Raw genomic sequence first — 23,237 nt, 5'->3', positions numbered from 1 at the left:
AAGGCGGGGGAGCGGCTTCTCGACCCGGCCGTACAAGAATCGGGGGTCGAATTTGGAGCGCCGTCAGGCGGCGCGGGCCTCGAGCTCGGCCGGCGTGCCGATCGACGGGAGCGACGCGGCATCCGCCTCGGACTCGGGCACCACCACGGGGTCGGCCCAGACGACGAGCGGCGCGGGCTCCCAGCTCAGGGCGAGCGGCGCATCCTCGGCGGGCACCACGACGGCCACGGCCTCGCGCTCGTCGAGCACCGTGCGCGTCAGCTCGGCCGCGATCTGGTGCGTGAGCATCGCGTGGAAGATGCGGTCGGTGTCGTCGTCGGTGCGACGCACGAGCGCCCATGAGCCGCCGGGGCCGATGAACTCCGAGAGCTTCGCATTCAGGAGCTCGAAGAGGTGCTCGCCGCGCAGGTCGGCCGCGGTCGGGCGCGGCGCGGGGGCAGCGGCGTGGGCGGCGGCTTCGGCTGCGAGCCTCGCACGGCGGCGCCAGCGGCGGAACATCGGAGGCCCCTCTCGGTGGTTCGGACCGCACGGTCAGGGTCTCGTACGGCACTGCACTTTCAGTCTGTGCCTTCGGTTCGCGGATCACCGGTGACACGCCGCGTTCGCCGGCATGGGCGTTCGAGGCCGAAACGGAGGACGACCTCCGCGATGATGCTACTCCGTCAGCTCGGCGCGCTTCGTCTCGTCGGCGACGGTGCCGATGGCGATCGCCATGCTCGCGGCCCACGAGACCCACATCAGCGCGAGGCGCCAGTCCCTGGGCCCTGCAACGGTCGCGCGGACGACCCCGATCCCGCTGAAGATCGCACTCAACACGGCTCCGCTGAAGAGGTACTTGCGCATGTCGCCACGCTACCGGTTGGTGACGAGGGGCTGTGAGTCATCCGTGAATCTGACCGATCGTGCAGGATCTGACCGATCGGTCAACTACCGTCGAGGCATGCCCACCGACACCCAACCGACGACACGCGTGCGCGCGGCGGACGAGCTCAAGCAGGTCGCCCTCGAGCAGTTCGCCACCGTCGGATTCGCCGGAACCTCGCTGCAGCACATCGCCGACCACGCCGGCTACTCGAAGTCGAGCGTGCTCTACCACTACGCCTCGAAGGAGGCGCTGCTCGAGGCGGCGATCGAGCCCGCCATCAGCGAGTTCGAGACGGTGCTCGACGAGTTCCTCTCCAGCCGCGACCGCGGCCGGCGGGCCAGGCTCGTCGACCGGGTCGTCGACATGCTGCTCGAGCACCGCGAGGCGGTGCACGTCTTCCTCATCCAGGGGCCGAGCCTCTCCGACCTGCCGATCATCGCGCGCGCCAACGCCGCCGTGCGCCGGCTGGCCGCCGCCATCAGCGAGGAGCGCGAGAGCGTCGTCGACCAGGTGCGCTTCGGCATCGCCCTCGGCGGCGCCGCGTTCCTCCTCACCGCGGGTCGCACGTTCGCCGACGAGGACACGCTCCCCGCCGACGACGAGGTCCGCGACGCGCTGCACACGGTGCTCGGCGAGCTGCTCGCGCCCGCGCACCGCCCCCGACCGACCGCGAACGACTGAGAGACGACCCGTGGCCCTCCTCCTCCACCGCATCGGACGCTTCGCCTTCCGGCGCGCCTGGCTCGTGCTCGCGGGCTGGGTGGTCGCCCTGGCCGCCCTTCTCGGCGCCGGCATCGGCCTCGGCGGCCAGCTCCAGGAGTCGTACGCGATCCCCGGCACCGAGTCCCAGCAGGCGATCGACCAGCTCGCCGCCGTGTTCCCCCAGACGGCCGGCGCCTCGGCGAAGGCCGTCGTCGAGGCGCCCGACGGGGCATCCGTCGAGGACCCCTCGTACACCGCCGCCATCGAGGACATGGAGGCTGCGCTCGAGGACGTCGACGGGGTCGCGAGCGTGCTCGGCCCGTTCGACGAGTACGCCGGCGACCAGGTGTCCGACGACGCCCGCACCGCGTACATCCAGGTGCAATTCGACGGGCCGTCGACCGAGGTCACGCAGGAGTCGCTCGACGCCGTGCTGGCGACCGGCGACCTCGGCCGCGACGCCGGCCTGCAGGTCGCCTTCGGCGGCGAGGTGTTCCAGGACCAGACGTTCGGCCTGACGATCACCGAGGCCATCGGCGTGCTCTTCGCGGGCGTCGTGCTCATCATCACGTTCGGCTCGCTGCTCGCCGCCGGGATGCCGCTGCTCACCGCCCTCGTCGGCGTCGGCGCCGCGTTCGGCGGCATCTCCCTCGTCGCCGCGTTCGCGCCCGTGTCGAGCACCGCGCCGATGCTCGCGGTCATGATCGGCCTCGCGGTCGGCATCGACTACGCGCTGTTCATCCTGTCGAGGCATCGAACCCAGCTCGCGCGCGGCATGGATCCGCAGGAGAGCGCGGCCGAGGCGGTCGCGACCGCGGGCGGCGCCGTCGTGTTCGCGGGCCTCACGGTCATCATCGCGCTGCTCGGCCTGCTCGTGGTCGGCATCCCCTTCCTCAGCGTCATGGGCGTCGCCGCGGCGTTCGCCGTGCTCATCGCCGTCATCGGCGCGACCACGCTGCTGCCCGCGCTGCTGGGGCTCGCCGGGAAGCGGTTGATCCCGAAGCCGAGCAGCCGCGCGTACCGCCGTGCCGTCGCCGGCGACGAAGGCGGCAAGAAGACCATGGGCCGCCGCTGGGTGGACACCGTGCTGAAGGCGCCGATCGTCTTCGTGCTGCTCGTCGTGGGCCTCCTCGGTGCGGCGGCGATCCCGGCCGCGAGCCTCGACCTCAACCTGCCCTCGGGTGCGGGCGAGGAGGGCTCGAGCCAGCGCGAGGCCTACGAGATGATCGAGAACGGCTTCGGGCCGGGCTACAACGGACCGCTCGTCGTGACCGTCGACATCACGCAGACGACCGACATCTTCGAGGATCTCGACGCCATCGGCGCGAAGCTCGCCGCGGTCGACGGCGTCGCGTACGTGGGCGACGGCATGCCCAACGAGACGGTCGACACCGCGATCATCCAGGTCATCCCCGAGAGCGCGCCGAACGACCCCGAGACCAAGCAGGTCGTGCAGGAGATCCGTGCGCTCGAGCCCGAGATCCAGGAGGAGTTCGGCACGCCCATCGCCGTGACCGGCTACACGGCCGTGTCGATCGACATCTCGCAGCGACTGACCGACGCGCTCGTGCCGTTCGCGCTCATCGTCGTCGGCCTGTCGATCATCCTGCTGCTCATCGTGTTCCGCTCGGTGTTCGTGCCCATCAAGGCCGCGCTCGGGTTCCTCCTCTCCGCGTTCGGCGCGATCGGCGTCTCGGTGGCCGTGTTCCAGTGGGGCTGGTTCGCCGACCTCATGCACATCGAGCCGGGCCCGATCCTGAGCTTCCTGCCGATCCTGCTCATGGCCGTGCTGTTCGGCCTCGCCATGGACTACGAGGTGTTCCTCGTCTCGGGCATGCGCGAGGAGTTCGTGAAGACGAATGAGCCGCGCAGCTCGATCGTGCACGGGTTCCAGCACGCCGCCCGTGTGGTCACCGCAGCCGCGCTCATCATGTTCTTCGTCTTCTTCGCGTTCGTGCCCGAGGGCACGGGAGCGATCAAGGGCATCGCGTTCGCGCTGGCGATCGGCGTGGCGTTCGACGCGTTCCTCGTGCGCATGACGCTCGTGCCCGCCGCGATGGCGCTCGCCGGACGCGGCGCGTGGTGGCTGCCGAAGTGGCTCGCGCGCATCCTCCCCGACGTCGACATCGAGGGCGAGGGCCTGCGCCACCACCTCGCCGAGAGCGAGTGGGCCGAGGCGGAGGACGCCGACGTGCTCGCCGACGACCTGCTCGTCGGCGACCCGGCCGACCCGATCGGGCCGCTCTCGGTGTCCGTTCCGCGCGGCGGCGCGCTCGTGGTGCGGGGCCACGCCAACGAGCGCCGGCTCGTCGGCGCCACACTGGCCGGCCGCGTCACGCCCGCCGGCGGCCGGCTCGCGGTGCTCGGCGCACCGCTGCCCACCGACGCGGGCGCGGTCATGCGACGTGTCGCCGTGGCCGACTCGGCGACGGATGCCGCGCCCGGCGTGACCGCGGGCGACGTCATCGCCGCCCGCGTCGACGCCACGCGTGCGTGGTACCGCCTCGACTCCAGCCGCGCCGCCGTCTCCGCCGCGCTCCGCCGCGTCGCGGAGGCGCGCACCGCGGCCGCCGACCCGCTCGCGTGGCGCACGCGCTCGCTCGACCCCGACACGCCGTTCGCGTCGCTCGACCCGTTCGACCGCACGCTCGTCGCGGTGGCCGCTGCCCTCGCCGAGCAACCCGGAGCCGTCGTCGTCGACCTCGACGACGCCTCGGGCTCCGCCGACCGGCTCTGGCCCGCGCTCGCGCGGCTCGTGCCCGACGGCGTGGTGCTGATCGCCACCGTGCCGGCCGACGCCGACCCCATCCCCGCCGTCGACGCGTTCGCGGTCCGCGGCATCCGCTCGCTCGACCTCGATGCCGGCCTCGCCGGCGCACCCGACCTCGTCGCCCGCCCCCAGGAGGCACTCCGATGACCCGCCCCGACGCATCAGCCGTGCTCGACGGACCGACCCCCGGGCGCCGTCGCGGTCGCCGCGCCGCCCTCATCGCCGCCGTGGTGGCCGTGCCGCTCGCGGTGGCCGGCCTCGTCGCCGGCGCGATCGGCGGCGCCGACGAGCGGCTCGACGCGATCCCCGCCATCGTCGTGAACAACGACGAGTTCGTCACCATCACGACGCCCGACGGCGAGGAGCAGCCCGTGCTCGCCGGCCGCCAGCTCGTCACCGAGCTCACCGGCGACGGCGACACCGGGTTCGACTGGACCATCTCGAACGACGAGGAGGCCGCGAAGGCCCTCGCCGACGGCGACGCGTACGCGGTGCTGACCATCCCCTCGGACTTCTCGGCCTCGGTGACCTCGCTGCAGGGCGACGCGCCGACGACCGCGCAGCTCGACATCCGCACCGACGACGCGCACGGCTACCTCGCCGGGATCGTCGGCTCGACCGTCGGCGACGCGATCGCCTCGACGTTCGGCACCGCGCTCACGACGCAGTACCTCGAGGGCCTCTACGGCAACCTCATCACCGTGGGCGGCTCGCTCGGCGACGCGGCCGACGGCGCACAGCAGCTCGCCTCGGGCGCGGACTCGCTCTCGTCGGGACTCGGCCAGCTCGCCTCGGGCGTCGGGGCCTCGGCGTCGGGCGCCTCGGAGCTCGCGGGCGGCCTCGACCAGCTCGCCGGCGGCGTGGGCACGGCCGCCTCGGGCGCCGCGCAGGCCGCGTCGGGCGCGTACGCCTATGCCGACGGCGTCGACCAGTACACCGCGGGCGTCGACGGGCTCGCGGGCGGGCTCGGAGACCTCGCGGCCCAGACCTCGCAGCTCGGCGAGCTCGGCACGGGCATCGTCGACTACACCGCGGGCGTCTCGCAGCTCTCGGGCGGCTACAACCAGCTCGAGGTCGGCCTGCTCCAGCTCATCGACTCGAACGTCGCCGCCACGGCTGAGGCGATCGGCCAGCCTGACGCCACGTGCGCGACGGATCCACTGCCCGTTCCGCTCGAGGGACTCTGCGACCTTCGGAGTGGAGTCGTCGACACCGGCGACGGGCTCACGACCCTGTCAGCCGGCGGAGCGCCCCTCGCAGCGGGCGGCGCCGGCCTCGGCACGCTCCAGGGCGGCATCGCCCAGCTCGCGGGCGGGGCATCCCAGCTCGCGGGCGGGTCCGCCCAGCTGCGGACGGGTGCCGACGGCATCGCGTCGGGCGTCGACGGCCTGGCCGGCGGTCTCGGCCAGCTCGAGTCCGGCGCGTCGGGCGCGGCATCCGGCACGACCGAGCTCGCGGGCGGTCTCACCCAACTGCAGTCGGGCGCGCAGGCGTCGGCGGACGGCGCGTCCGAGCTCGCGGGCGGCACCGGCGAGCTCGCCGACGGCCTCGCGCAGGGCGCGGAGGGCACGTCGTCGCTCGACGACATGGACGCCGCCGCGACCGCCGACGTCGTCGCGAAGCCCGTCACGTCGGAGTCGACGCGCGACAACGAGATCACCTCGATCGGGCAGGTGGTCGCCATGCTGCTCGGCCCCATCGGCCTCTGGCTCGGCGCGATGGCGCTGTTCCTCATCTGGCGGCCGTTCTCCCGCGAGGCGCTCGCGAGCACGGCACCGACCGGGCGGATCGTCGCGCGGACGCTGTTCCGCGCCTCGCTGATCGGCATCGTGCAGGCCGTGGCCGTGGTGCTGCTCATGCACACCGCGCTCGGCGTGGAGTGGTCGCTGCTGCCGCAGACATTCGCCTTCTCGGTGCTGCTCGCGCTGTCGTTCATGGCCGTGCACGCGTTCCTGCACTCGTGGCTGGGCCGCGCCGGCACGATCGTGTCGCTCGTGCTCGTGGTGCTGCAGCTCGCGGCATCCGGCGGCCTCTACCCGCTCGAGGTCGTGAGCGGCCCGTACCAGGCGATCAGTCCCTTCCTGCCGCTCACCTGGGCCGTGCAGGGCATGCAGCTCATCGTCTCGGGCGCGGGCGGATCGGGTGTCTGGGCGGCGGTCGGCGCGACCGCGCTGTTCGGGTTGCTCGGCGCGCTCGGCACCGCGTTCGTCATCGCGCGCCGCCGCGCGGTGCGCTCGCCGAGGCTCGCGGTCGCGACCGCCTGATCGGATGCCGCGCCGGCGCGCTCGTGAGCGAGACGACGCCGGCGCGGCATCCGCTCGACGGGCTCAGCTCGACGCGACTCAGCGCCGGTGGTTCGGCCGCAGCGCCTCGAGCGCGCGCCGCGACCGCGTCATCGCCCGGCGCCGCAGCGACTGGTGCGTGTGACGGCGGGCGAACTCGAGCGTCTCGCGCAGCAGGTCGAGTCGCTCCTGCTCGGTCTTCGCGCGGCGGGTGTTCACCTCGGCGATGACCGCGCCGTCCCAGCCGCGGGCGGTGAGCGCCTCGAGCACCTCCGCGACGGGCTGGCGGCCCCGCCCCGGCAGCAGGTGCTCGTCGAACACCTGGCCGTCGCCGATCGCGCCCGAGCCGTCGCAGAGGTGCACGTGCCGCAGCCGCGGTCCCAGGTCGTTCGCGAACTGCAGGCTGTCGATGCCCGAGAGCGCGGCGTGCGAGAAGTCGAGCGTCACGGCATCGCAGTCCATGACGCGCGGATCCCAGCCGGGGGCGTAGGCCTTGAGGTTCCGGCCTGCGGCGCGCCACGGGAACATGTTCTCGACGGTGATCTCGACGCCGTGACGCGACGCGGTCTCGCGCACGATGTCGAGGAAGCGCTCGGCGTAGCCCGCCTGCCAGCGGAACGGCGGATGCACGACGACCGTGCGGGCGTCGAGGGCGGTGGCGAGCTCGGCCGTGCGGGTGAGCTTCACGCCGGGGTCGCGGCCCCACACGAAGTGCGTGAGCAGCAGCACGGGCGCATGCACCGACAGGATCGGCAGCGAGTAGCGGCGCGAGAGCTCGAGGAGCGGCTCGGCCTGCTGCGTCGCCTCCTCCTGCGTGACCATGACCTCCACGCCGTCGAAGCCGGCGAGCTTCGCCAGCCGGAAGGCGTGCTCGGACTCCAGCGGATAGACGCACGAGGTGCTCATGCCGACGCGGATCATCAGGGCACGCAGTCTAGACCCGCGACCCGGCGGCGGGGAGGGCGCCGGGGGCGGCTGTTAGCCTGAACGAAGCGCCGAGGAGGGACATCCGCCGACATGCACGCCCCTGAACCGACACGCGACGACCTCTACGTCGACCACGTCTACGACATGATCGTCGTGTCGAACCGGCTCCCCGTAGACTACGAGGAGGGGCCCGACGGGCAGATCCGCTGGAAGAGCTCGCCCGGCGGCCTCGTGACCGCCCTCGAACCGGTCATGCGGGCCGCCGACGGCGCATGGATCGGCTGGACCGGCGTCGCCGACCGCGAGCTCGACCCCTTCGAGCACGACGGCATCTCGATCATCCCCGTGCCCCTGTCGTCGCGCGAGCTCGAGGAGTACTACGAGGGCTTCTCCAACGACACGCTGTGGCCGCTCTATCACGACGTCATCGCGCCGCCGTCGTTCCACCGCGAGTGGTGGGAGGCGTACGTGCGGGTCAACCGGCGCTTCGCCGAGGCCGCCGCGCGCGCGGCATCCGACGGCGCGGTCGTCTGGGTGCAGGACTACCAGCTGCAGCTCGTGCCGCGGATGCTGCGCGAGAGCCGCCCCGACCTCGTGATCGGGTTCTTCAACCACATCCCGTTCCCGGCCTACGGCATCTACTCGCAGCTGCCGTGGCGCCGCCAGGTCATCGACGGACTCCTCGGCGCCGACGTCATCGGCTTCCAGCGCGCCGCCGACGCCGGCAACTTCTCGCGGGCCGTGCGCCGCCTCTTCGGCTACTCCACGCGCGGCACGGTCATCGACGTGCCCGACGACGGCGGGAGCCGCCGGGTCGTCGCGCGCCACTTCCCGATCTCGATCGACGCCGCCGGGTTCGAGGAGATCGCCCGCCGGCCCGAGGTGCAGGCGCGCTCGCGCGAGATCCGCGAGAGCCTCGGCAACCCCGAGACGATCATGCTCGGCGTCGACCGGCTCGACTACACCAAGGGCATCCGGCACCGCATGAAGGCGTTCGGCGAGCTGCTGCGCGACGGTCGGCTGAAGGTCGAGGACGCCACGCTCGTGCAGGTCGCGAGCCCCTCGCGCGAGCGCGTCGAGACCTACCGGCAGCTGCGCGACGAGATCGAGCTCACCGTGGGGCGCCTCAACGGCGACTACTCGACGCTCGGCCACCAGGCGATCGCGTACCTGCACCACGGCTACCCGCGCGAGGAGATGGTGGCGCTCTACCTCGCCGCCGACGTCATGCTCGTGACCGCCCTCCGCGACGGCATGAACCTCGTCGCCAAGGAGTACGTCGCCTGCCGCTTCGACGACGACGGGGTGCTGCTGCTCAGCGAGTTCACCGGGGCATCCGACGAGCTGCGGCAGGCGGTGCTCGTGAACCCGCACGACATCGAGGGGCTGAAGGACGCCATGGTCGAGGCGATCCGGATGCCGCGGCGCGAGCGAGCCCGCCGCATGCGCGCCCTGCGCAAGCGGGTGCGCGACAACGACGTGGCGAACTGGTCGGCGACCTTCCTCGAGACGCTCACGGGCGCGGGGATCATCGCGCCCGGCGTGCCCGACCCGCTCATGGCCGCCCTCAACCGGCTCGCCGCCACCGAGCGGCTCCTCGTCGCGCTCGACTTCGACGGCACCCTCGCGCCCATCGTCGAACGCCCCGAGGACGCTCGCGCCACCGAGCGCGCCCGTGCGGCGATCGAGCGGTTGGCGGGCGCCGACGACACCCGCGTCGCGATCGTGTCGGGCCGGGCGCTCGACAGTCTCGGCGAGGTCGCGAGCCCGCCCACGGGCACGCTCCTCAGCGGTTCGCACGGCGTCGAGCTGAAGCTCGACACCGGTCCGATCCAGATCGACCTGCGCGACACCGAGCTCGAGAAGCTCGACCGGCTGACCGAGATCGTGGAGGGCGTCGCCGACAGCACCCCGGGCGCCTTCATCGAGCGCAAGCCGGCGGGGCTCGCGCTGCACACGCGGCGCCTGAAGGGACCCGAGGGCAGCGCGCTCCAGCAGGACGCTCGCGACCAGGTCGCCGCGGAGCTTCTCGGCATCACGGTTCGCACCGGCAAGGCCGTACTCGAGTTCGCCGTGCGGGCGAGCGACAAGGGGGAGTCCCTCACCAGGCTGCGCCAGCACGTCGGCGCGACGGCCGTCATCTACGTGGGCGACGACGTCACCGACGAGGACGCGTTCGCAACGCTCGACGCCGGCGACGTGGGGGTGAAGGTCGGCCAGGGCAAGTCGATCGCGACGTACCGCGTGCGCAGCCCAGAAGACGTCGCCGAGCTGCTCGAGCAGCTCGCCGATGCGCGTGACGCGGCGCGCCAGGCCGACTCGCGCTGGCCATAGACTCGAATGCATGTCGCAGTTCGACCCCAAGCCGCGTAGTCGCACCGTCACCGACGGCATCGAAGCCATGACCAGCCGCGGGATGCTCCGCGCGGTCGGCATGGGCGATGCGGACTGGGACAAGCCGCAGATCGGCATCGCGAGCTCGTGGAACGAGATCACCCCCTGCAACCTGTCGCTCGCGCGGCTCGCGCAGGCGGCGAAGGAGGGCGTGCACGGCGGCGGCGGGTACCCGCTGCAGTTCGGCACGGTCTCGGTGTCCGACGGCATCTCGATGGGCCACGAGGGCATGCACTTCTCGCTCGTGTCGCGCGAGGTCATCGCCGACTCGGTCGAGGTCGTCATGCAGGCCGAGCGGCTCGACGGCTCCGTGCTCCTCGCGGGCTGCGACAAGTCGATCCCCGGCATGCTCATGGCGGCCGCGCGACTCGACCTCGCCTCCGTCTTCCTCTACGCCGGCTCGATCGCCCCGGGATGGGTGCGCCTGTCCGACGGCACCGAGAAGGACATCACGATCATCGACTCGTTCGAGGCCGTCGGCGCCGTGCGGGCGGGCACGATGAGCGAAGCCGACGCCAAGCGCATCGAGTGCGCGTTCGCGCCCGGCGAGGGCGCCTGCGGCGGCATGTACACCGCCAACACCATGGCGTCGGTCGCGGAGGCCCTCGGCCTCTCGCTCCCGGGTTCCGCGTCACCGGCAGCCGCCGACCGCCGTCGCGACTACTACGCCCACCGCTCGGGCGAGGCCGTCGTGAACCTGCTGAACCACGGCATCACGGCTCGCCAGATCCTCACCAAGCAGGCGTTCGAGAACGCCATCGCGGTCGGCATGGCCCTCGGCGGCTCCACGAACATCGTGCTGCACCTGCTCGCGATCGCGCGCGAGGCCGACGTCGAGCTCACCCTCGACGACTTCAACCGCATCGGCTCGAAGGTGCCGCACATCGGCGACCTCAAGCCGTTCGGCCGCTTCGTCATGAACGACGTCGACCGCCGCGGCGGTCTGCCCGTGCTCATGAAGGCGCTGCTCGACGCGGGCCTCATGCACGGCGACGCCCTCACGGTCACCGGCAAGACGCTCGCCGAGAACCTCGCCGAGATGGACATCCCGCCGCTCGACGGCGAGGTGCTGCGCACGCTCGACAACCCCATCCACGAGACCGGCGGCCTCACGATCCTGCACGGCTCGCTCGCGCCCGAGGGCGCCGTGGTGAAGACCGCGGGCTTCGACGCCGCGACGTTCGAGGGCCCCGCGCGGGTGTTCGAGCGCGAGCGCGCGGCGATGGACGCGCTGACCGCCGGCGAGATCAAGCACGGCGACGTCGTCGTCATCCGCTACGAGGGCCCCAAGGGCGGGCCGGGCATGCGCGAGATGCTCGCCATCACGGCCGCCATCAAGGGCGCTGGGCTCGGAAAAGATGTACTACTCTTGACGGACGGTCGATTCTCCGGCGGCACAACCGGCCTGTGCATCGGCCACATAGCACCCGAAGCGGTGGACGCAGGTCCCATCGCCTTCGTGCGCGATGGTGATCTGATACGGGTCGATATCGCAGCTCGTTCCATCGACCTACTGGTCGACGATGCCGAGCTGGCTGCCCGCCGTGAAGGCTGGGCTCCGCTTCCTCCGCGCTATACCCGTGGCGTCCTCGCGAAGTACTCGAAGCTCGTGCGCTCCGCCGCCGAAGGCGCCACGACGGGCTGAGTGCTGCGCCTCCCCGCATTTCCACCGTCCACCAGAACAGGAATCGAATGACCACGGAATCGACCCCCGTGCCTTCGCCCGCCCCCGTGCCGCCCGGCGCGCCAGTGGAGATCACCGGCGCAGAGGCGGTCGTCCGCTCGCTCGAGATGCTCGGCATCACCGACGTCTTCGGGCTGCCGGGCGGTGCGATCCTCCCCGTCTACGACCCGCTGCTCGACAGCCGCAAGCTGCGCCACATCCTCGTCCGGCACGAGCAGGGCGCCGGCCACGCGGCCGAGGGCTACGCCTCGTCGTCGGGCAGGATCGGCGTCGCGATCGCGACGTCGGGCCCCGGCGCGACGAACCTCGTCACCGCCATCGCCGACGCGCACATGGACTCCGTGCCGCTGCTCGCGATCACCGGCCAGGTGTTCTCGAACCTCATGGGCACGGATGCCTTCCAGGAGGCCGACATCGTCGGCATCACGATGCCCGTCACCAAGCACTCCTTCCTCGTGAAGCGCGCCGAGGACATCCCCGCGACCATCGCGGCGGCGTACCACATCGCGACGACCGGACGCCCTGGTCCCGTGCTCGTCGACATCACGAAGGACGCGCAGCAGCAGCTCGCGCCCTTCCGTTGGCCGCCGAAGGTCGAGCTGCCCGGCTACCGACCGATCACCAAGGCGCACGGCAAGCAGGTCGCCGCGGCGGCGCAGCTCCTCGCCGAGTCGAAGCGCCCGGTGCTCTACGTGGGCGGCGGCGTCATCCGCTCGGAGGCGTCGGCCGAGCTGCTCGAGCTGGCCGAGACCACGAAGGCGCCCGTCGTGACGACGCTCATGGCGCGCGGCGCGTTCCCCGACTCGCACGACCAGCACCTCGGCATGCCCGGCATGCACGGCACCGTTCCCGCGGTGCTCGCGCTGCAGGAGGCCGACCTGCTGGTCGCGCTCGGTGCTCGCTTCGACGACCGCGTGACCGGCAAGGCGGCGCTCTTCGCCCCCAACGCCAAGATCGTGCACGTCGACATCGACCCCGCCGAGATCTCGAAGATCCGCACGGCCGACGTGCCGATCGTGGGCGACCTCAAGGAGGTCCTCGTCGACCTCACCGCCGCCTACCGCGACGCGACTGCGGCGAACGAGCCCGACCTCGACGAGTGGTGGGCCACGCTCAACGGGCTCCGCTCGGAGTTCCCGCTCGGCTACGTTCCCACGTCCGACGGCCTGCTCTCGCCGCAGTTCGTGATCCAGCGCATCGGCGAGCTCACCGGCCCCGAGGGCGTCTACGCCGCCGGCGTCGGCCAGCACCAGATGTGGGCGGCGCAGTTCATCAAGTACGAGCGGCCGAACTCGTGGCTCAACTCCGGCGGCGCCGGCACCATGGGCTACGCGGTGCCCGCCGCCATGGGCGCCAAGGTCGCCCAGCCCGACCGGGTCGTGTGGGCGATCGACGGCGACGGCTGCTTCCAGATGACGAACCAGGAGCTCGCGACCTGCACCCTGAACGACATCCCGATCAAGGTCGCGGTCATCAACAACTCCTCGCTCGGCATGGTGCGCCAGTGGCAGACCCTGTTCTACGACGGCCGCTACTCGAACACCGACCTGAACACGGGCCACGACACTGTGCGCGTGCCCGACTTCGTGACGCTCGCCGAGGCCTACGGCGCGCTCGGCATCCGGGTCACGAAGGAGGAGGAGGTCGACGCGGCGATCACGCTCGCGCTCGAGACGAACGACCGCCCCGTCGTCATCGACTTCGTCGTCTCGGCCGACGCCATGGTGTGGCCGATGGTGCCGCAGGGCGTGTCGAACAGCTACGTGCAGTACGCCCGCGACCACTCGCCGGCGTTCAGCGAGGAGGAGGACTGAACATGTCGACCCACGTGCTCTCCCTCCTCGTCGAGGACAAGCCCGGCCTGCTGACCCGCGTCGCGGGACTCTTCGCGCGACGCGGCTTCAACATCGAGTCCCTCGCGGTGGGCCACTCCGAGATCGACGGGCTCTCCCGCATCACGGTCGTGGTCGACGTCGAGGAACTGCCTCTCGAGCAGGTGACCAAGCAGCTGAACAAGCTCATCAACGTCATCAAGATCGTCGAGCTCGACCCGGCGCAGTCGGTGCAGCGCGAGCACCTGCTCATCAAGGTGCGCGTCGACAACGCGACCCGCTCGCAGGTGCTCGAGGCCGTGAACCTCTTCCGCGCCCGCGTCGTCGACGTGTCGACCGACGCACTCGTGATCGAGGTCACGGGCGACTCCGGCAAGACCACCGCGTTCCTCAAGGTGCTCGAGCCCTACGGCATCAAGGAGATCGCCCAGTCGGGCCTCCTCGCGATCGGCCGCGGCGGCAAGTCCATCACCGAGCGCGTCTTCAAGAACTGACACGGCGGATGCCTCGGCGAGGCGTCGCGGCATCCGTCACCTGAACCCATCACAAGGAGAAATGAACAGCATGGCTGAGATCTACTACGACAAGGACGCCGACCTCTCGCTGATCCAGGCGAAGAAGGTCGCCGTGATCGGCTACGGCTCGCAGGGCCACGCGCACGCGCAGAACCTCCGCGACTCGGGTGTCCAGGTCGTCATCGGCCTCAAGGACGACTCGAAGTCGAAGCCCAAGGCCGAGGAGGCGGGCTTCGAGGTGAAGAGCGTCGCGGATGCCGCGGCCTGGGCCGACGTCGTCGTCATCCTCGCGCCCGACCAGTTCCAGCGCCACATCTACGCCGACTCGGTCAAGGACCAGCTCGCCGAGGGCGACACCCTCGTCTTCGGCCACGGCTTCAACGTGCGCTTCGGCTACATCCAGGCGCCTGAGGGCGTCGACGTGATCCTCGTGGCGCCGAAGGCACCGGGTCACACCGTGCGTCGCGAGTTCGTCGCCGGGCGCGGCATCCCCGACATCATCGCGGTGGAGCAGGATGCCTCGGGCACCGCGTGGGACCTCGCGAAGTCGTACGCCAAGGCCATCGGCGGCACCCGCGCCGGCGTCATCAAGACGACGTTCACCGAGGAGACCGAGACCGACCTGTTCGGCGAGCAGTCCGTACTCTGCGGCGGCGTGTCGCAGCTCGTGCAGTACGGCTTCGAGACCCTCACCGAGGCCGGGTACCAGCCCGAGATCGCCTACTTCGAGGTGCTCCACGAGCTCAAGCTGATCGTCGACCTCATGTGGGAGGGCGGCATCTCCAAGCAGCGCTGGTCGGTCTCCGACACGGCCGAGTACGGCGACTACGTCTCGGGCCCGCGCGTCATCGACCCGCGCGTCAAGGAGAACATGCAGGCGGTGCTCGCCGACATCCAGTCGGGTGCGTTCGCCAAGCGCTTCATCGACGACCAGGACAACGGCGCCAAGGAGTTCCTCGAGCTCCGCGCCAAGGGCGAGGGGCACCCCATCGAGACCACCGGTCGCGAGCTGCGCAAGCTCTTCTCGTGGACCCAGGTCGACGAGGACGACTACGTGGACGGCGAGGTCGCTCGCTGACGCGAGCGGACCTGCCGCCCTCTCCGTCAACGGCGTTCATGCCGCGCCGTCCTTCGGCCGGCGCTGACGGCGAGGTCGCTCGCTAGTACCGGTGGTCGAGTAGCGACCGCCGCAGGCGGACGCGTATCGAGACGCACACGGCGGTGATTCCCGCACGGCGGGGTCGGCTTCGGCCGGCCCCGCCGTCGGTGTTGAGGCAGTCTCATCTCATGCTCGGATGAGCAGGCCCGACCCCCTTGTCAGGGGGCTGCGCGGCGTGATCGCATGTGGTCCCATGACCCGAACTCCACACACCCACCCTGAGCCCACTCCACGCTGGTGTTCCTGCGCCGCACCCGACGACGAGGTCGAGACGACGACGTCCGGCCTCTCCCGGCGCAACCTGCTGGTCGGCGCGTCCGCGGCCGGCGTCCTGGCGGCCGCCGGCTGGCCGGGAGCCGCCCAGGCCGCGCCCGGCGAGAATTCGGTGACCATCACGATCATGGGCACGTCCGACCTGCACGCCAACGCCGTGAACTGGGACTACTACAAGGACGCCGCCTACAGCGACAGCGCCGGCAACGCCATCGGGCTCGCTCGCGTGTCGAGCGTCGTGAACCACATCCGTGCCGAGCGCGGACGGGAGCACACGCTGCTCTTCGACGCCGGCGACACCATCCAGGGATCGCCGCTCGGGTTCTACTGCGCGCTGGTCGACCCGGTGACCGAATCGGGTGCCGTGCACCCGATCGCGGCGCAGATGAACGCGATCGGCTACGACGCCGTCGCGCTCGGCAACCACGAGTTCAACTACGGCCTCGACTTCCTCGACTACTGGATCGACCAGATGGACGCCGACGTGCTCGCCGCGAACGCCGTGCACGTCGGCACGAAGGTGCCCGCCTACACGCCGTACGCGATCAAGACGATGAAAGTGCCGGGGCGCCCCCCGATCCGCGTCGGCGTGCTCGGCCTCACCAACCCCGGCGTCGTGATCTGGGACAAGGCCAACGTCAGCGGAAGGATCGAGGTGCAGGACCTCGTCGAGACCGCGGCGCGCTGGGTGCCCGTCATGCGCCGCGCCGGCGCCCACGTCGTGGTCGTGAGCGCCCACTCGGGCGACAACGGCCGCTCGTCGTACACCGGCGACCTCCCGGTCGAGAACGCGGCCGCGCTCGTGGCCGAGCAGGTGCCCGGCATCGACGCGATCCTGTTCGGCCACGCGCACGTCGACGTGCCGCAGCGGATCGTGAAGAACCTCGCGACCGGCCGCGACGTGGTGCTCAGCGAGCCGAAGAACTGGGGCCAGCGCCTGAGCGTCTTCGACCTGACCGTCGAGTACGCGAAGGGCAGGTGGTCGGTCACCTCGGGTTCGTCCACGACCGTGAACACGAACACCGTCGTCGACGACCCGGCGCTCGTCGCCGTCGTGCGCGCCCAGCACGACGCCGTGGTGAACTACGTCAACACACCCGTGGCGGTGTCGACCGAGGCCATGTCGGCGGCCGAGGCGTGCTGGAAGGACACGGCGATCCTCGACTACGTGAACGCCGTGCAGACCGCCACCGTCGCGGCAGCAGTGGCGGGCACGCCCGAGGCGGCGCTGCCGATCGTGTCGATCGCGGCGCCCTTCAACCGTGCGGCCACGTTCCCGGCAGGGCAGGTGACCAACAAGGATGTCGCGGGGCTGTACATCTACGACAACACCCTGCTCGCCTCGATCCTCACGGGCGCCCAGATCAAGGACTACCTCGAGTACTCGGCGAAGTACTTCGCGGTGGTGGCGCCCGATGCGCCGGTCGCGCCCGCGACGTGGACGAATGCCGGCAACACGCCCGACTACAACTACGACCAGTTCTCGGGCGTCGAGTACGGCGTGGACATCTCCCAGCCGGTCGGCTCGCGCATCGTCGGCCTCTCGTTCGAGGGTGTGCCCGTCGCACCCGACCAGCAGTTCCTGGTCGCCGTCAACAACTACCGCCAGTCGGGTGGCGGCGGCTTCCCGCACATCCAGGGCGCGCCGGTCGTCTACAACGCGCAGGTCGCGATCCGCGAGGCCATCGTCTCGTACGCGTCGGCCGCGGGAGCGATCGATCCGGCGGACTTCCACGTCGAGAACTGGCGGCTCGTGCGGAACGGAACGCCCGTGTTCTGACCCTCGTGAGGAGCCGTGAGGCGGCGGGGTCGGCTTCGGCCGGCCCCGCCGTCCGCATACCGTCGAGTTGGGTGCATACCTCGCGCATACCCCTCGGGAGACGGCCGCATACCGCGGCATCCGATGGTGGAGGCATGAACACCACCACCGCACTCACCCGCCTCACCGCCGCCGCGGCCGCCGCCGCGCTCGCGGTGACCGTCGTCGGATCCGCCAGCGCCGCGAGCGCCGCCGAGGCCGACTCCCGCGCCGGCCAGATCGTCCGGCCCGTCACCACACCCGCCATGCATCGCGAGCTCGTGCGCGAGTCCGCCATCCGCTACGTCAACGAGCTCGAGGTCCGTGCCGAGATGGCTCGGGGGACCGTGCCGGAGACGGTCGCCATGCATCGCGAGCTCGTGCGCGAGTCCGCGCTCCGCTACGTGAACGAGCTCGAGGTCCGTGCCCGCCTCGCGCAGGGGAGGGTCGCCATGCATCGCGAGCTCGTGCGCGAGTCCGCGCTCCGCTACGTCAACGAGCTCGAGGTCCGTGCCCACATGGCGGAGGACGAGGTCGTCGAGACGACCGCTGCTGTGCCCGTCCATGACGACCTGAGCCCCCTCGGCGGTCGTTGATCCACCCGGGTCGCGGCGTTCGCGACCCTCACAACCCCGGCGGGGTCGGCTCGGGCCGGCCCCGCTCCTTATGCCCGCGCGATCAGTCGAATCCGCACGTGCTCTGCGGGTCGCCGAGGTCGGCCAGGTACGTGCGCCATTCGGCGTCGGTGAGGTCGCGACCTGCGAGCTGGCAGGCGTACTCGAACTGGTGCGCCGGGTCGAGGTCCCAGAGCATGACCCCGTCGGGCATCGATACGGCCATCTCCAACCCGTCCGGGCGCAGCACCGCGACGCCGAGCGTGCGGCCATCGGTGCGGAGGGGATCGCCGATCCGGGTGCCCGTTGGTGCGTCGTAGAGCAGCGCCGTGCCGTCGGCCGCCATGACGAGCAGGGTCCGCGCGTCGCGGCTCAAGGATGGGGCGTAGAGCCCCCCTGCCGCGCCGGCCACGGTTCCAACACGGTCGATCGGCTCGGTCGTGTAGCGTCCGATCCGGTTGTCCTCGAGGCCGATCAGGTCGCCATCGGCGAGCAGCACGTGATCGGAGACCAGCATGACTTCGTCGTAGAGCACACGGTGCTCCGCGGCATCTGCGATCGAGAGGTGGAGCTCGAGCTGCTCGCTCGTGAGGCCCTCGGTCTCCGACCTCGGGAACTCGTTCTCCCAGTAGGTGACCGCGACGCGATCGCCGTCGGGCGAGATCGAGAGCCCGTTGGCCCAGCCGCTCACCCGCCAGGAGTCGTCGGAAGCCCGAGCCGTGTCCGGATCGTACGTCTGGATCCGTCCGTCGGTGCGTACCGCCTCGAGCCGTTCGCCGTCACTGGTTGGAACGAACCGTGCCACGTTCCAGAGCGATTCGCCCACCTGATCCCAGGTCTGGGTGTCGAGGAAGCGGAACTGCCCGTTGTCGGCACTCCGCGCGATGAGGCGTCCGTCCGCCCATGCGATGTCGCTGACGCGTTCGTCGAACTGGTACGCGACCCCGCCGGTGGCGATGTCTTGCACGACGGCGCCCTCGAAGTCCCGCGGTACGTTCGTGCTGACCGCCTGCGGGGCCACGACGACGGCGCTGCCGTCCGCCGAGTAGGGCCCGGCAATCATCTGGCCCGGCGCGAGCATCCGCTGCCCGAGGCCCTGACCGTCGATGCGCCAGCGCGAGATGAGCGGATTGCTCCCGCTGATCGACACGAGGGTCGTGTCGTCGACGACATCGAGGGGGCCCACCTCGCCGTACAGCGGGCCGAGCTCCTCCTGCGGAAGTGCTGCGCCGTCGACGAGCGAGTACGCACTGATCCTCCCGAACGGGCTTCCGCAGTAGACGCGCTGCCGCGACGCCGCGACGGTGAGCCAGTTGCACGGTGCCAGGTACGGGCGGGCGATGTCGGTGGACCACCGCACGACGCCGTCATCGGGGTCGAAGGCGACCAAGTGCCGGTCTCCGGATGCCACGACGAGCCCCGAGGAATCGGCGGCCATGGCGACGTGCGCCGAGTCCTCGGGCATCGCCAAGCGGGCGATCACACTCGCCGTCGTCGGGTCGATGACGTCGACACGATCGTCGAGGCGACCGACCAGCAGTCGGCCCTGATCGTCGAATGCGATCGCTGCAGCGTACGTCATGCGATCCAGGGCGACGGTCGCCTCGCCGCTGATCCTCGACATGCTCCCGTCCTGGGTCGTCAGCAGCGTGATCGCGCCGTGACGCGAGTCGGCGATCGCGATGACGGAGCCGTCCGCGTTCACCGCGAGCGCCCCCGTGCCGACAGGGATCAGCTCGGGTCCGATGGCGCGTCGTCCGGTCTCGAGGTCGAAGACCACGACCTGCGACTGCGTCGAGGTCCCGTACCAGGCGGGCCCGGCCAGCTGGGTGCGAACCGACCAGAGGACGGCGGCGACCCTTCCGTCGCCGCTCACCTCGACGAGCGGTTGCGGCCGGGCCGGACCCGGTTGGAACCCGAGGTCGAGCTCGCGGACGACGTCGCCCGTTTCGGCGTCATGCACCGCGGCGTCACCGGCCGTGCTCACCACGACGACCTGTCCGGTGCCGGGGACGACGCTGCCGTACGTGTTCCCCCCGTCGGCCACGATGGTGTTCCCGAGGAACCCGCCGGCGCCCTGCAGGACGCCCATGAGTCCCGACCGCGTGCGAGGGTCCTCGGGCCACCGACGGTACGCCTCCGCGGCGAGCAGCGCCGAGACGTCGCGCTCCGACGAGCGCAGGGCGAGCGCCGTCCCGACGAGCGCCTCGATCGCGGCGCTGTCGCGTTGCGCGTTGGCCTCCTGCGACGAGACGACGGCGACCGAGCCTGCGCCGACGAGCAGGACGATGAGGCCGCCCGCCACGCCGAGCAGCACGCGCAGGCGCCGGTTCTGGCTGCGGTCTCGGCGGGCGCGCTCCGCGAGCTGCTCCTGCTCGGCGGTCGCCCGCGCGGCGGACGCGTCGAGGAACGCGGTCTCGACGTCCGTGAGGTCGTTCGGTGAGGCGTCGCGCCATTCGACCGCAGCTTGCAGGCGCACGCCTCGGTAGAGGTCGTCCTCCGGGCGCTCGGCGGCGTTCCACGCCTCCGCTGCGGCCGCGACCGCGGTCAGCATGCGCGTGCTCTCGGCATCCTCCTCGAGCCAGGATTGGAGCCTCGGCCATGCCGTCGCCAAGGACTCGTGGGCGACCTCGACCGATTCGGCCTCGGTGCTGACGAGGCGCGAGCCGGCGAGCATCGTCAGCACCTCATCGCGCGCCGCATCCGTTCGCAGCGGCTTCGACGAGACCCGGCGACGCACCGGGATGCCGTCGGGCGAGAGCGCCATGAGTCGCAGCAGGAGGGAGCGGCACACCGCCCGCTGGTCGGTGCTCATCGACTGGTAGAGCCGGTCGGCCGACTGGGCGATCGCACCGGAGATGCCACCTGACGCCTCGTATCCGGCGACCGTCATCGTCGCGCCCTCGCGCCGGAGCCAGGTCTCGACGAGCGCGTGGGAGAGGTGGGGGAGCGCGCCGGTCTCGCCCGCGGCATCCCGGAGGATGACCTCGACGAGGCCGGGCTCGAGTCGGAGGCCGGCGCGGCGGGCCGGGAGCTCGACGGCCTGACGCAGCGCGTCGGCGGCCATCGGGCCCACGAGGTGGACACCCTCAGCGACCAGTGGGGCGAGATACGGGTTCGCCGCGCATTCGTCGAGGAAGTCGGAGCGGACGACCAGGATGACGGTCCTCTCGATCACGACGGCGTCGAAGATGGCGTGCGCGGCGGCGTCGACGTCGGCCTCGCCGGCGTGGAAGACCTCCTCGAACTGGTCGATGACGATGACGTCCGCGCGTCCCGCGCCCATGGCCGCGTCGCGGATCAGGACGTCGAGGTGATGCTCGGGCGTCAGGATCACGACGCGATCGCCGCGCCGCTGCAGGGCGGGTACCACCCCGGCGCGCACCAGCGAGGACTTGCCGCTGCCCGACGCCCCCGAGACGGCGAGGAAGCCCGATCGAGCGAGTCGGGTGAGCGCGGCGGCGATGTCGGCATCACGGCCGAAGAAGAGCTCTTCATCGTCGACGCCGAACGGCTGCAGCCCGCGATAGGGGCATTCGACGCTGGCCGTCGAGGGTGTCTCACCGAGGTCGAGCGCATCGTCATGCCGCAGGATCGCGAGCTCCAGCTCGGTCAGCTCGGCGCCCGGCTCGGCGCCGAGCTCGTCGGCGAGCCGCTCCCTCGCTGCGCGGATGGCTGCGAGCGCGTCGGCCTGGCGACCGCTCCGATAGAGGGCCGTGGCGAGGAGCACCCAGCGCCGCTCCCTGAACGGGGCCTCCCGGACCAACTGCTCTCCATCGCCGATGGCCGCGGCATGGTCGCCGGTGCGGAGGCGCCCGTCGAGCCGCACCTCCTCGAGCTCCATCCGCACCTCGTCGAGTCGCTCGGCCTCGACGACGGCCGGCGGCCAGGAGGCGAGGTCGGCGTACGGCCTGCCGCGCCAGAGCGCGAGGGCTCGTCCTGCGGCGTCCACCGTTCGGGCGGGGTCGTCGTCGAGGTGCACCCGAGCGGATGCCGCGAGGCGCTCGAACCGCTCGGCGTCGACGCTCTCGGGGTCGATCCGCAGCACGTAGGCACCGGGCGCGGTCTCGATCGAGTGGTGCCCGATCGCCGTCCGGACGCGCCCCACGGCCGCCTGCAACTGCTTCGGCCAGGTGCCCGGGAGGTCGTCGCCCCAGAGCGCCTCGGCGAGCTCGTCGATCGTGACCTGTCGTCCGGCGCGGAGCACCAGTGCCGACAGCACAGTCCGTTCGCGCGGACTGAGCGAGACCCCCTCGACGGTGAGCGGGCCGAACACTCCCAGGCCCATGCTCCGCATTGTTCGCCGTTCGGGCGCCGCCGTCAACGACGCGCGCATACCTCGCATACCCGTTGCATACCCGTCCGGGGCCGGGCGCATACCCGTCGGGTGGAGCGTGGGAGGCATGAACACCGGAACCGCTTCGCTTCGACGCGTCGTCGCGGCATCCGTGATCGCAGTCGCGACATGCCTCGCCGGCTGCGCGGCCCCGCCGTCATCAGCCGGGTCGCGCGCTCACCTCCTTCCACCGCACGTGGACGCGGTGATGCAGCGCATGCTCGTGCACGAGGCGGCCGACCGCTACGTCATCGAGCAGCTCGTCCGTGCACGCCTGCCCGATGAGCCCGTCGCGTCCCGCGGTCTCATCATCACCCGCGTGCACGGGCGCTGAGGCTGCCGATCCTGCGCGCCGCCCCTCAGTCCGACGCGTTCCCCCAGAACGGCCCGACGAGCCCGAGGCTCGCGAAGTACGCGTGCGCCTCCTTCGGCTCGCGCCGCTGGTAGGGCGTGTCGAGCCGGCCCGCGTACCACCCCGACGCGAGCCGCCACAGCGTCGCGAGGTCGAACACCGCACCGCGTTCGTTACCGGTCTCGTCGAGCCAGCGGTCGAGGCACGCCTCGTCGCAGAAGATCCGCTGGTGCTCGCATGTGTGGATCACGTCGTCCCACACCCGCGCCATCGGGGTGAGGAAGTGGGCGATCTGCGTCCCCTCGGGCGGACCCTCGCGCGTCACGGTCCACGAGTGCGCAGTGCCGCACGCAGGGCACGTCGTCGCGACGAGGGCCGACGGCTCGCCGGGCACGAGGTTCGGGATCGCGAACCCGTCCCAGGCGCACCCGCCCCACCACAGGGTGTGGTCGCCCATGACCGAGAACGCGAAGTTGCGGGTCGCGAACGGGTGGGCGAGCACGATCTCGTGGTCCTCGTCGAACACCAGGTGGCGGGATGCCGCGAGCTCCTCCATCGCCTCCGCGAGCTCGGGAGCGGTGAACCCCGTCCCCTCGATGAGCTCGGCCTCCGACGGTAGCCGGCCGGTGCCGGCGAGGCTCGAGTAGATCGCGAGGCGCACGGCCTCGTTGCGGTCGGTCATGACACGAGTGTGCTCCTCATCGGCGGCACGGGCCAGTGTCGGCCGCCGCTCG

General features: G+C 71.5%; 16 protein-coding genes. 11 read left to right on the top strand and 5 right to left on the bottom strand.

What is annotated here, in order from left to right; translation table 11 throughout:
• Positions 1-63: 63 nt before the first annotated feature.
• Positions 64-498: a hypothetical protein gene (locus ACWEOH_RS17570; RefSeq protein ID WP_148734651.1), complete on the bottom strand. Its 435-nt coding sequence runs from the start codon at positions 496-498 to the stop codon at positions 64-66.
• A 156-nt stretch (positions 499-654) separates the two neighbouring features.
• On the bottom strand, positions 655-843 hold the full coding sequence (locus tag ACWEOH_RS17565) for a hypothetical protein (RefSeq protein WP_148734652.1): 189 nt from the start codon (positions 841-843) through the stop codon (positions 655-657).
• A gap of 97 nt (positions 844-940) precedes the next feature.
• Here ACWEOH_RS17565 and ACWEOH_RS17560 point away from each other — a divergent pair, with 97 nt between their 5' ends.
• From ACWEOH_RS17560 to ACWEOH_RS17550, 3 genes are read left to right on the top strand one after another with little or no spacing between them, the layout of a single operon-like run.
• Positions 941-1,546 (top strand): TetR/AcrR family transcriptional regulator, encoded by a 606-nt coding sequence (locus tag ACWEOH_RS17560; protein WP_452033137.1) that lies wholly within the window; start codon positions 941-943, stop codon positions 1,544-1,546.
• Positions 1,547-1,556: 10 nt separating this feature from the next.
• Positions 1,557-4,484: an MMPL family transporter gene (locus tag ACWEOH_RS17555; RefSeq protein WP_452033135.1), complete on the top strand. Its 2,928-nt coding sequence runs from the start codon at positions 1,557-1,559 to the stop codon at positions 4,482-4,484.
• Entirely contained in the window at positions 4,481-6,601 is a 2,121-nt protein-coding gene (locus ACWEOH_RS17550) for a YhgE/Pip family protein (RefSeq protein WP_452033133.1), read from the top strand. The genes ACWEOH_RS17555 and ACWEOH_RS17550 overlap by 4 nt, the downstream gene beginning before the upstream one ends.
• 78 nt (positions 6,602-6,679) lie before the next feature.
• Here ACWEOH_RS17550 and ACWEOH_RS17545 read toward each other — a convergent pair whose 3' ends face one another.
• Positions 6,680-7,540 (bottom strand): sugar phosphate isomerase/epimerase family protein, encoded by an 861-nt coding sequence (locus ACWEOH_RS17545; RefSeq protein WP_452033131.1) that lies wholly within the window; start codon positions 7,538-7,540, stop codon positions 6,680-6,682.
• A 96-nt stretch (positions 7,541-7,636) separates the two neighbouring features.
• Between ACWEOH_RS17545 and ACWEOH_RS17540 the strand changes: the two genes are divergently transcribed.
• From ACWEOH_RS17540 to ACWEOH_RS17510, 7 genes are all read left to right on the top strand, one after another.
• The gene (locus ACWEOH_RS17540; RefSeq protein ID WP_452033129.1) at positions 7,637-9,880 is read left to right on the top strand and encodes a bifunctional alpha,alpha-trehalose-phosphate synthase (UDP-forming)/trehalose-phosphatase; all 2,244 of its coding nucleotides are present in this window, start codon (positions 7,637-7,639) and stop codon (positions 9,878-9,880) included.
• 10 nt (positions 9,881-9,890) lie between these two features.
• Positions 9,891-11,585, top strand: a complete 1,695-nt coding sequence (ilvD, locus tag ACWEOH_RS17535) for a dihydroxy-acid dehydratase (protein ID WP_148734655.1) — start codon at positions 9,891-9,893, stop codon at positions 11,583-11,585.
• A gap of 47 nt (positions 11,586-11,632) precedes the next feature.
• On the top strand, positions 11,633-13,438 hold the full coding sequence (locus ACWEOH_RS17530) for an acetolactate synthase large subunit (protein WP_452033127.1): 1,806 nt from the start codon (positions 11,633-11,635) through the stop codon (positions 13,436-13,438).
• Between the two features lie 2 nt (positions 13,439-13,440).
• Positions 13,441-13,950, top strand: coding sequence for an acetolactate synthase small subunit (ilvN, locus tag ACWEOH_RS17525; RefSeq protein WP_148734657.1), 510 nt, complete (start codon positions 13,441-13,443; stop codon positions 13,948-13,950).
• A gap of 70 nt (positions 13,951-14,020) precedes the next feature.
• Positions 14,021-15,049, top strand: coding sequence for a ketol-acid reductoisomerase (ilvC, locus tag ACWEOH_RS17520; protein ID WP_452033125.1), 1,029 nt, complete (start codon positions 14,021-14,023; stop codon positions 15,047-15,049).
• Between the two features lie 274 nt (positions 15,050-15,323).
• Positions 15,324-17,183 (top strand): 5'-nucleotidase C-terminal domain-containing protein, encoded by a 1,860-nt coding sequence (locus tag ACWEOH_RS17515; protein ID WP_452033123.1) that lies wholly within the window; start codon positions 15,324-15,326, stop codon positions 17,181-17,183.
• Between the two features lie 134 nt (positions 17,184-17,317).
• A complete protein-coding gene (locus tag ACWEOH_RS17510) occupies positions 17,318-17,797 on the top strand; it encodes a hypothetical protein (protein WP_452033121.1) in 480 nt (159 codons plus the stop codon).
• Positions 17,798-17,879: 82 nt separating this feature from the next.
• Here ACWEOH_RS17510 and ACWEOH_RS17505 read toward each other — a convergent pair whose 3' ends face one another.
• Complete coding sequence (locus tag ACWEOH_RS17505) at positions 17,880-22,103, bottom strand: nSTAND1 domain-containing NTPase (protein ID WP_452033119.1); 4,224 nt, start codon at positions 22,101-22,103, stop codon at positions 17,880-17,882.
• A 115-nt stretch (positions 22,104-22,218) separates the two neighbouring features.
• Here ACWEOH_RS17505 and ACWEOH_RS17500 point away from each other — a divergent pair, with 115 nt between their 5' ends.
• Positions 22,219-22,485 carry a hypothetical protein gene (locus tag ACWEOH_RS17500; RefSeq protein ID WP_452033117.1) on the top strand — a complete coding sequence of 89 codons (267 nt, stop codon included), beginning with the start codon at positions 22,219-22,221 and terminating at the stop codon, positions 22,483-22,485.
• 25 nt (positions 22,486-22,510) lie between these two features.
• Here the strand turns inward: ACWEOH_RS17500 and merB are convergent, their stop codons facing one another.
• The gene (gene merB / locus ACWEOH_RS17495) at positions 22,511-23,185 is read right to left on the bottom strand and encodes an organomercurial lyase (RefSeq protein ID WP_452033116.1); all 675 of its coding nucleotides are present in this window, start codon (positions 23,183-23,185) and stop codon (positions 22,511-22,513) included.
• Between the last annotated feature and the right edge of the window lie 52 nt (positions 23,186-23,237).

The sequence above is a fragment of the Agromyces sp. NPDC004153 genome (genome assembly GCF_053603635.1).
This window is presented reverse-complemented; position numbering and strand designations above follow the sequence as displayed.

What these genes read in the sequence shown, in the direction of transcription:
- ACWEOH_RS17545 (WP_452033131.1), bottom strand. Translation starts at nt 7,540, where the DNA reads ATGATCCGCGTCGGCATGAGCACCTCGTGCGTCTATCCGCTGGAGTCC.
- ilvD (WP_148734655.1), top strand. Translation starts at nt 9,891, where the DNA reads ATGTCGCAGTTCGACCCCAAGCCGCGTAGTCGCACCGTCACCGACGGC.
- ACWEOH_RS17510 (WP_452033121.1), top strand. Translation starts at nt 17,318, where the DNA reads ATGAACACCACCACCGCACTCACCCGCCTCACCGCCGCCGCGGCCGCC.
- ACWEOH_RS17500 (WP_452033117.1), top strand. Translation starts at nt 22,219, where the DNA reads ATGAACACCGGAACCGCTTCGCTTCGACGCGTCGTCGCGGCATCCGTG.
- ACWEOH_RS17530 (WP_452033127.1), top strand. Translation starts at nt 11,633, where the DNA reads ATGACCACGGAATCGACCCCCGTGCCTTCGCCCGCCCCCGTGCCGCCC.
- ACWEOH_RS17560 (WP_452033137.1), top strand. Translation starts at nt 941, where the DNA reads ATGCCCACCGACACCCAACCGACGACACGCGTGCGCGCGGCGGACGAG.
- ACWEOH_RS17540 (WP_452033129.1), top strand. Translation starts at nt 7,637, where the DNA reads ATGCACGCCCCTGAACCGACACGCGACGACCTCTACGTCGACCACGTC.
- ACWEOH_RS17570 (WP_148734651.1), bottom strand. Translation starts at nt 498, where the DNA reads ATGTTCCGCCGCTGGCGCCGCCGTGCGAGGCTCGCAGCCGAAGCCGCC.
- ACWEOH_RS17550 (WP_452033133.1), top strand. Translation starts at nt 4,481, where the DNA reads ATGACCCGCCCCGACGCATCAGCCGTGCTCGACGGACCGACCCCCGGG.
- ACWEOH_RS17515 (WP_452033123.1), top strand. Translation starts at nt 15,324, where the DNA reads ATGACCCGAACTCCACACACCCACCCTGAGCCCACTCCACGCTGGTGT.
- ACWEOH_RS17565 (WP_148734652.1), bottom strand. Translation starts at nt 843, where the DNA reads ATGCGCAAGTACCTCTTCAGCGGAGCCGTGTTGAGTGCGATCTTCAGC.
- ilvC (WP_452033125.1), top strand. Translation starts at nt 14,021, where the DNA reads ATGGCTGAGATCTACTACGACAAGGACGCCGACCTCTCGCTGATCCAG.
- ilvN (WP_148734657.1), top strand. Translation starts at nt 13,441, where the DNA reads ATGTCGACCCACGTGCTCTCCCTCCTCGTCGAGGACAAGCCCGGCCTG.
- ACWEOH_RS17505 (WP_452033119.1), bottom strand. Translation starts at nt 22,103, where the DNA reads ATGGGCCTGGGAGTGTTCGGCCCGCTCACCGTCGAGGGGGTCTCGCTC.
- merB (WP_452033116.1), bottom strand. Translation starts at nt 23,185, where the DNA reads ATGACCGACCGCAACGAGGCCGTGCGCCTCGCGATCTACTCGAGCCTC.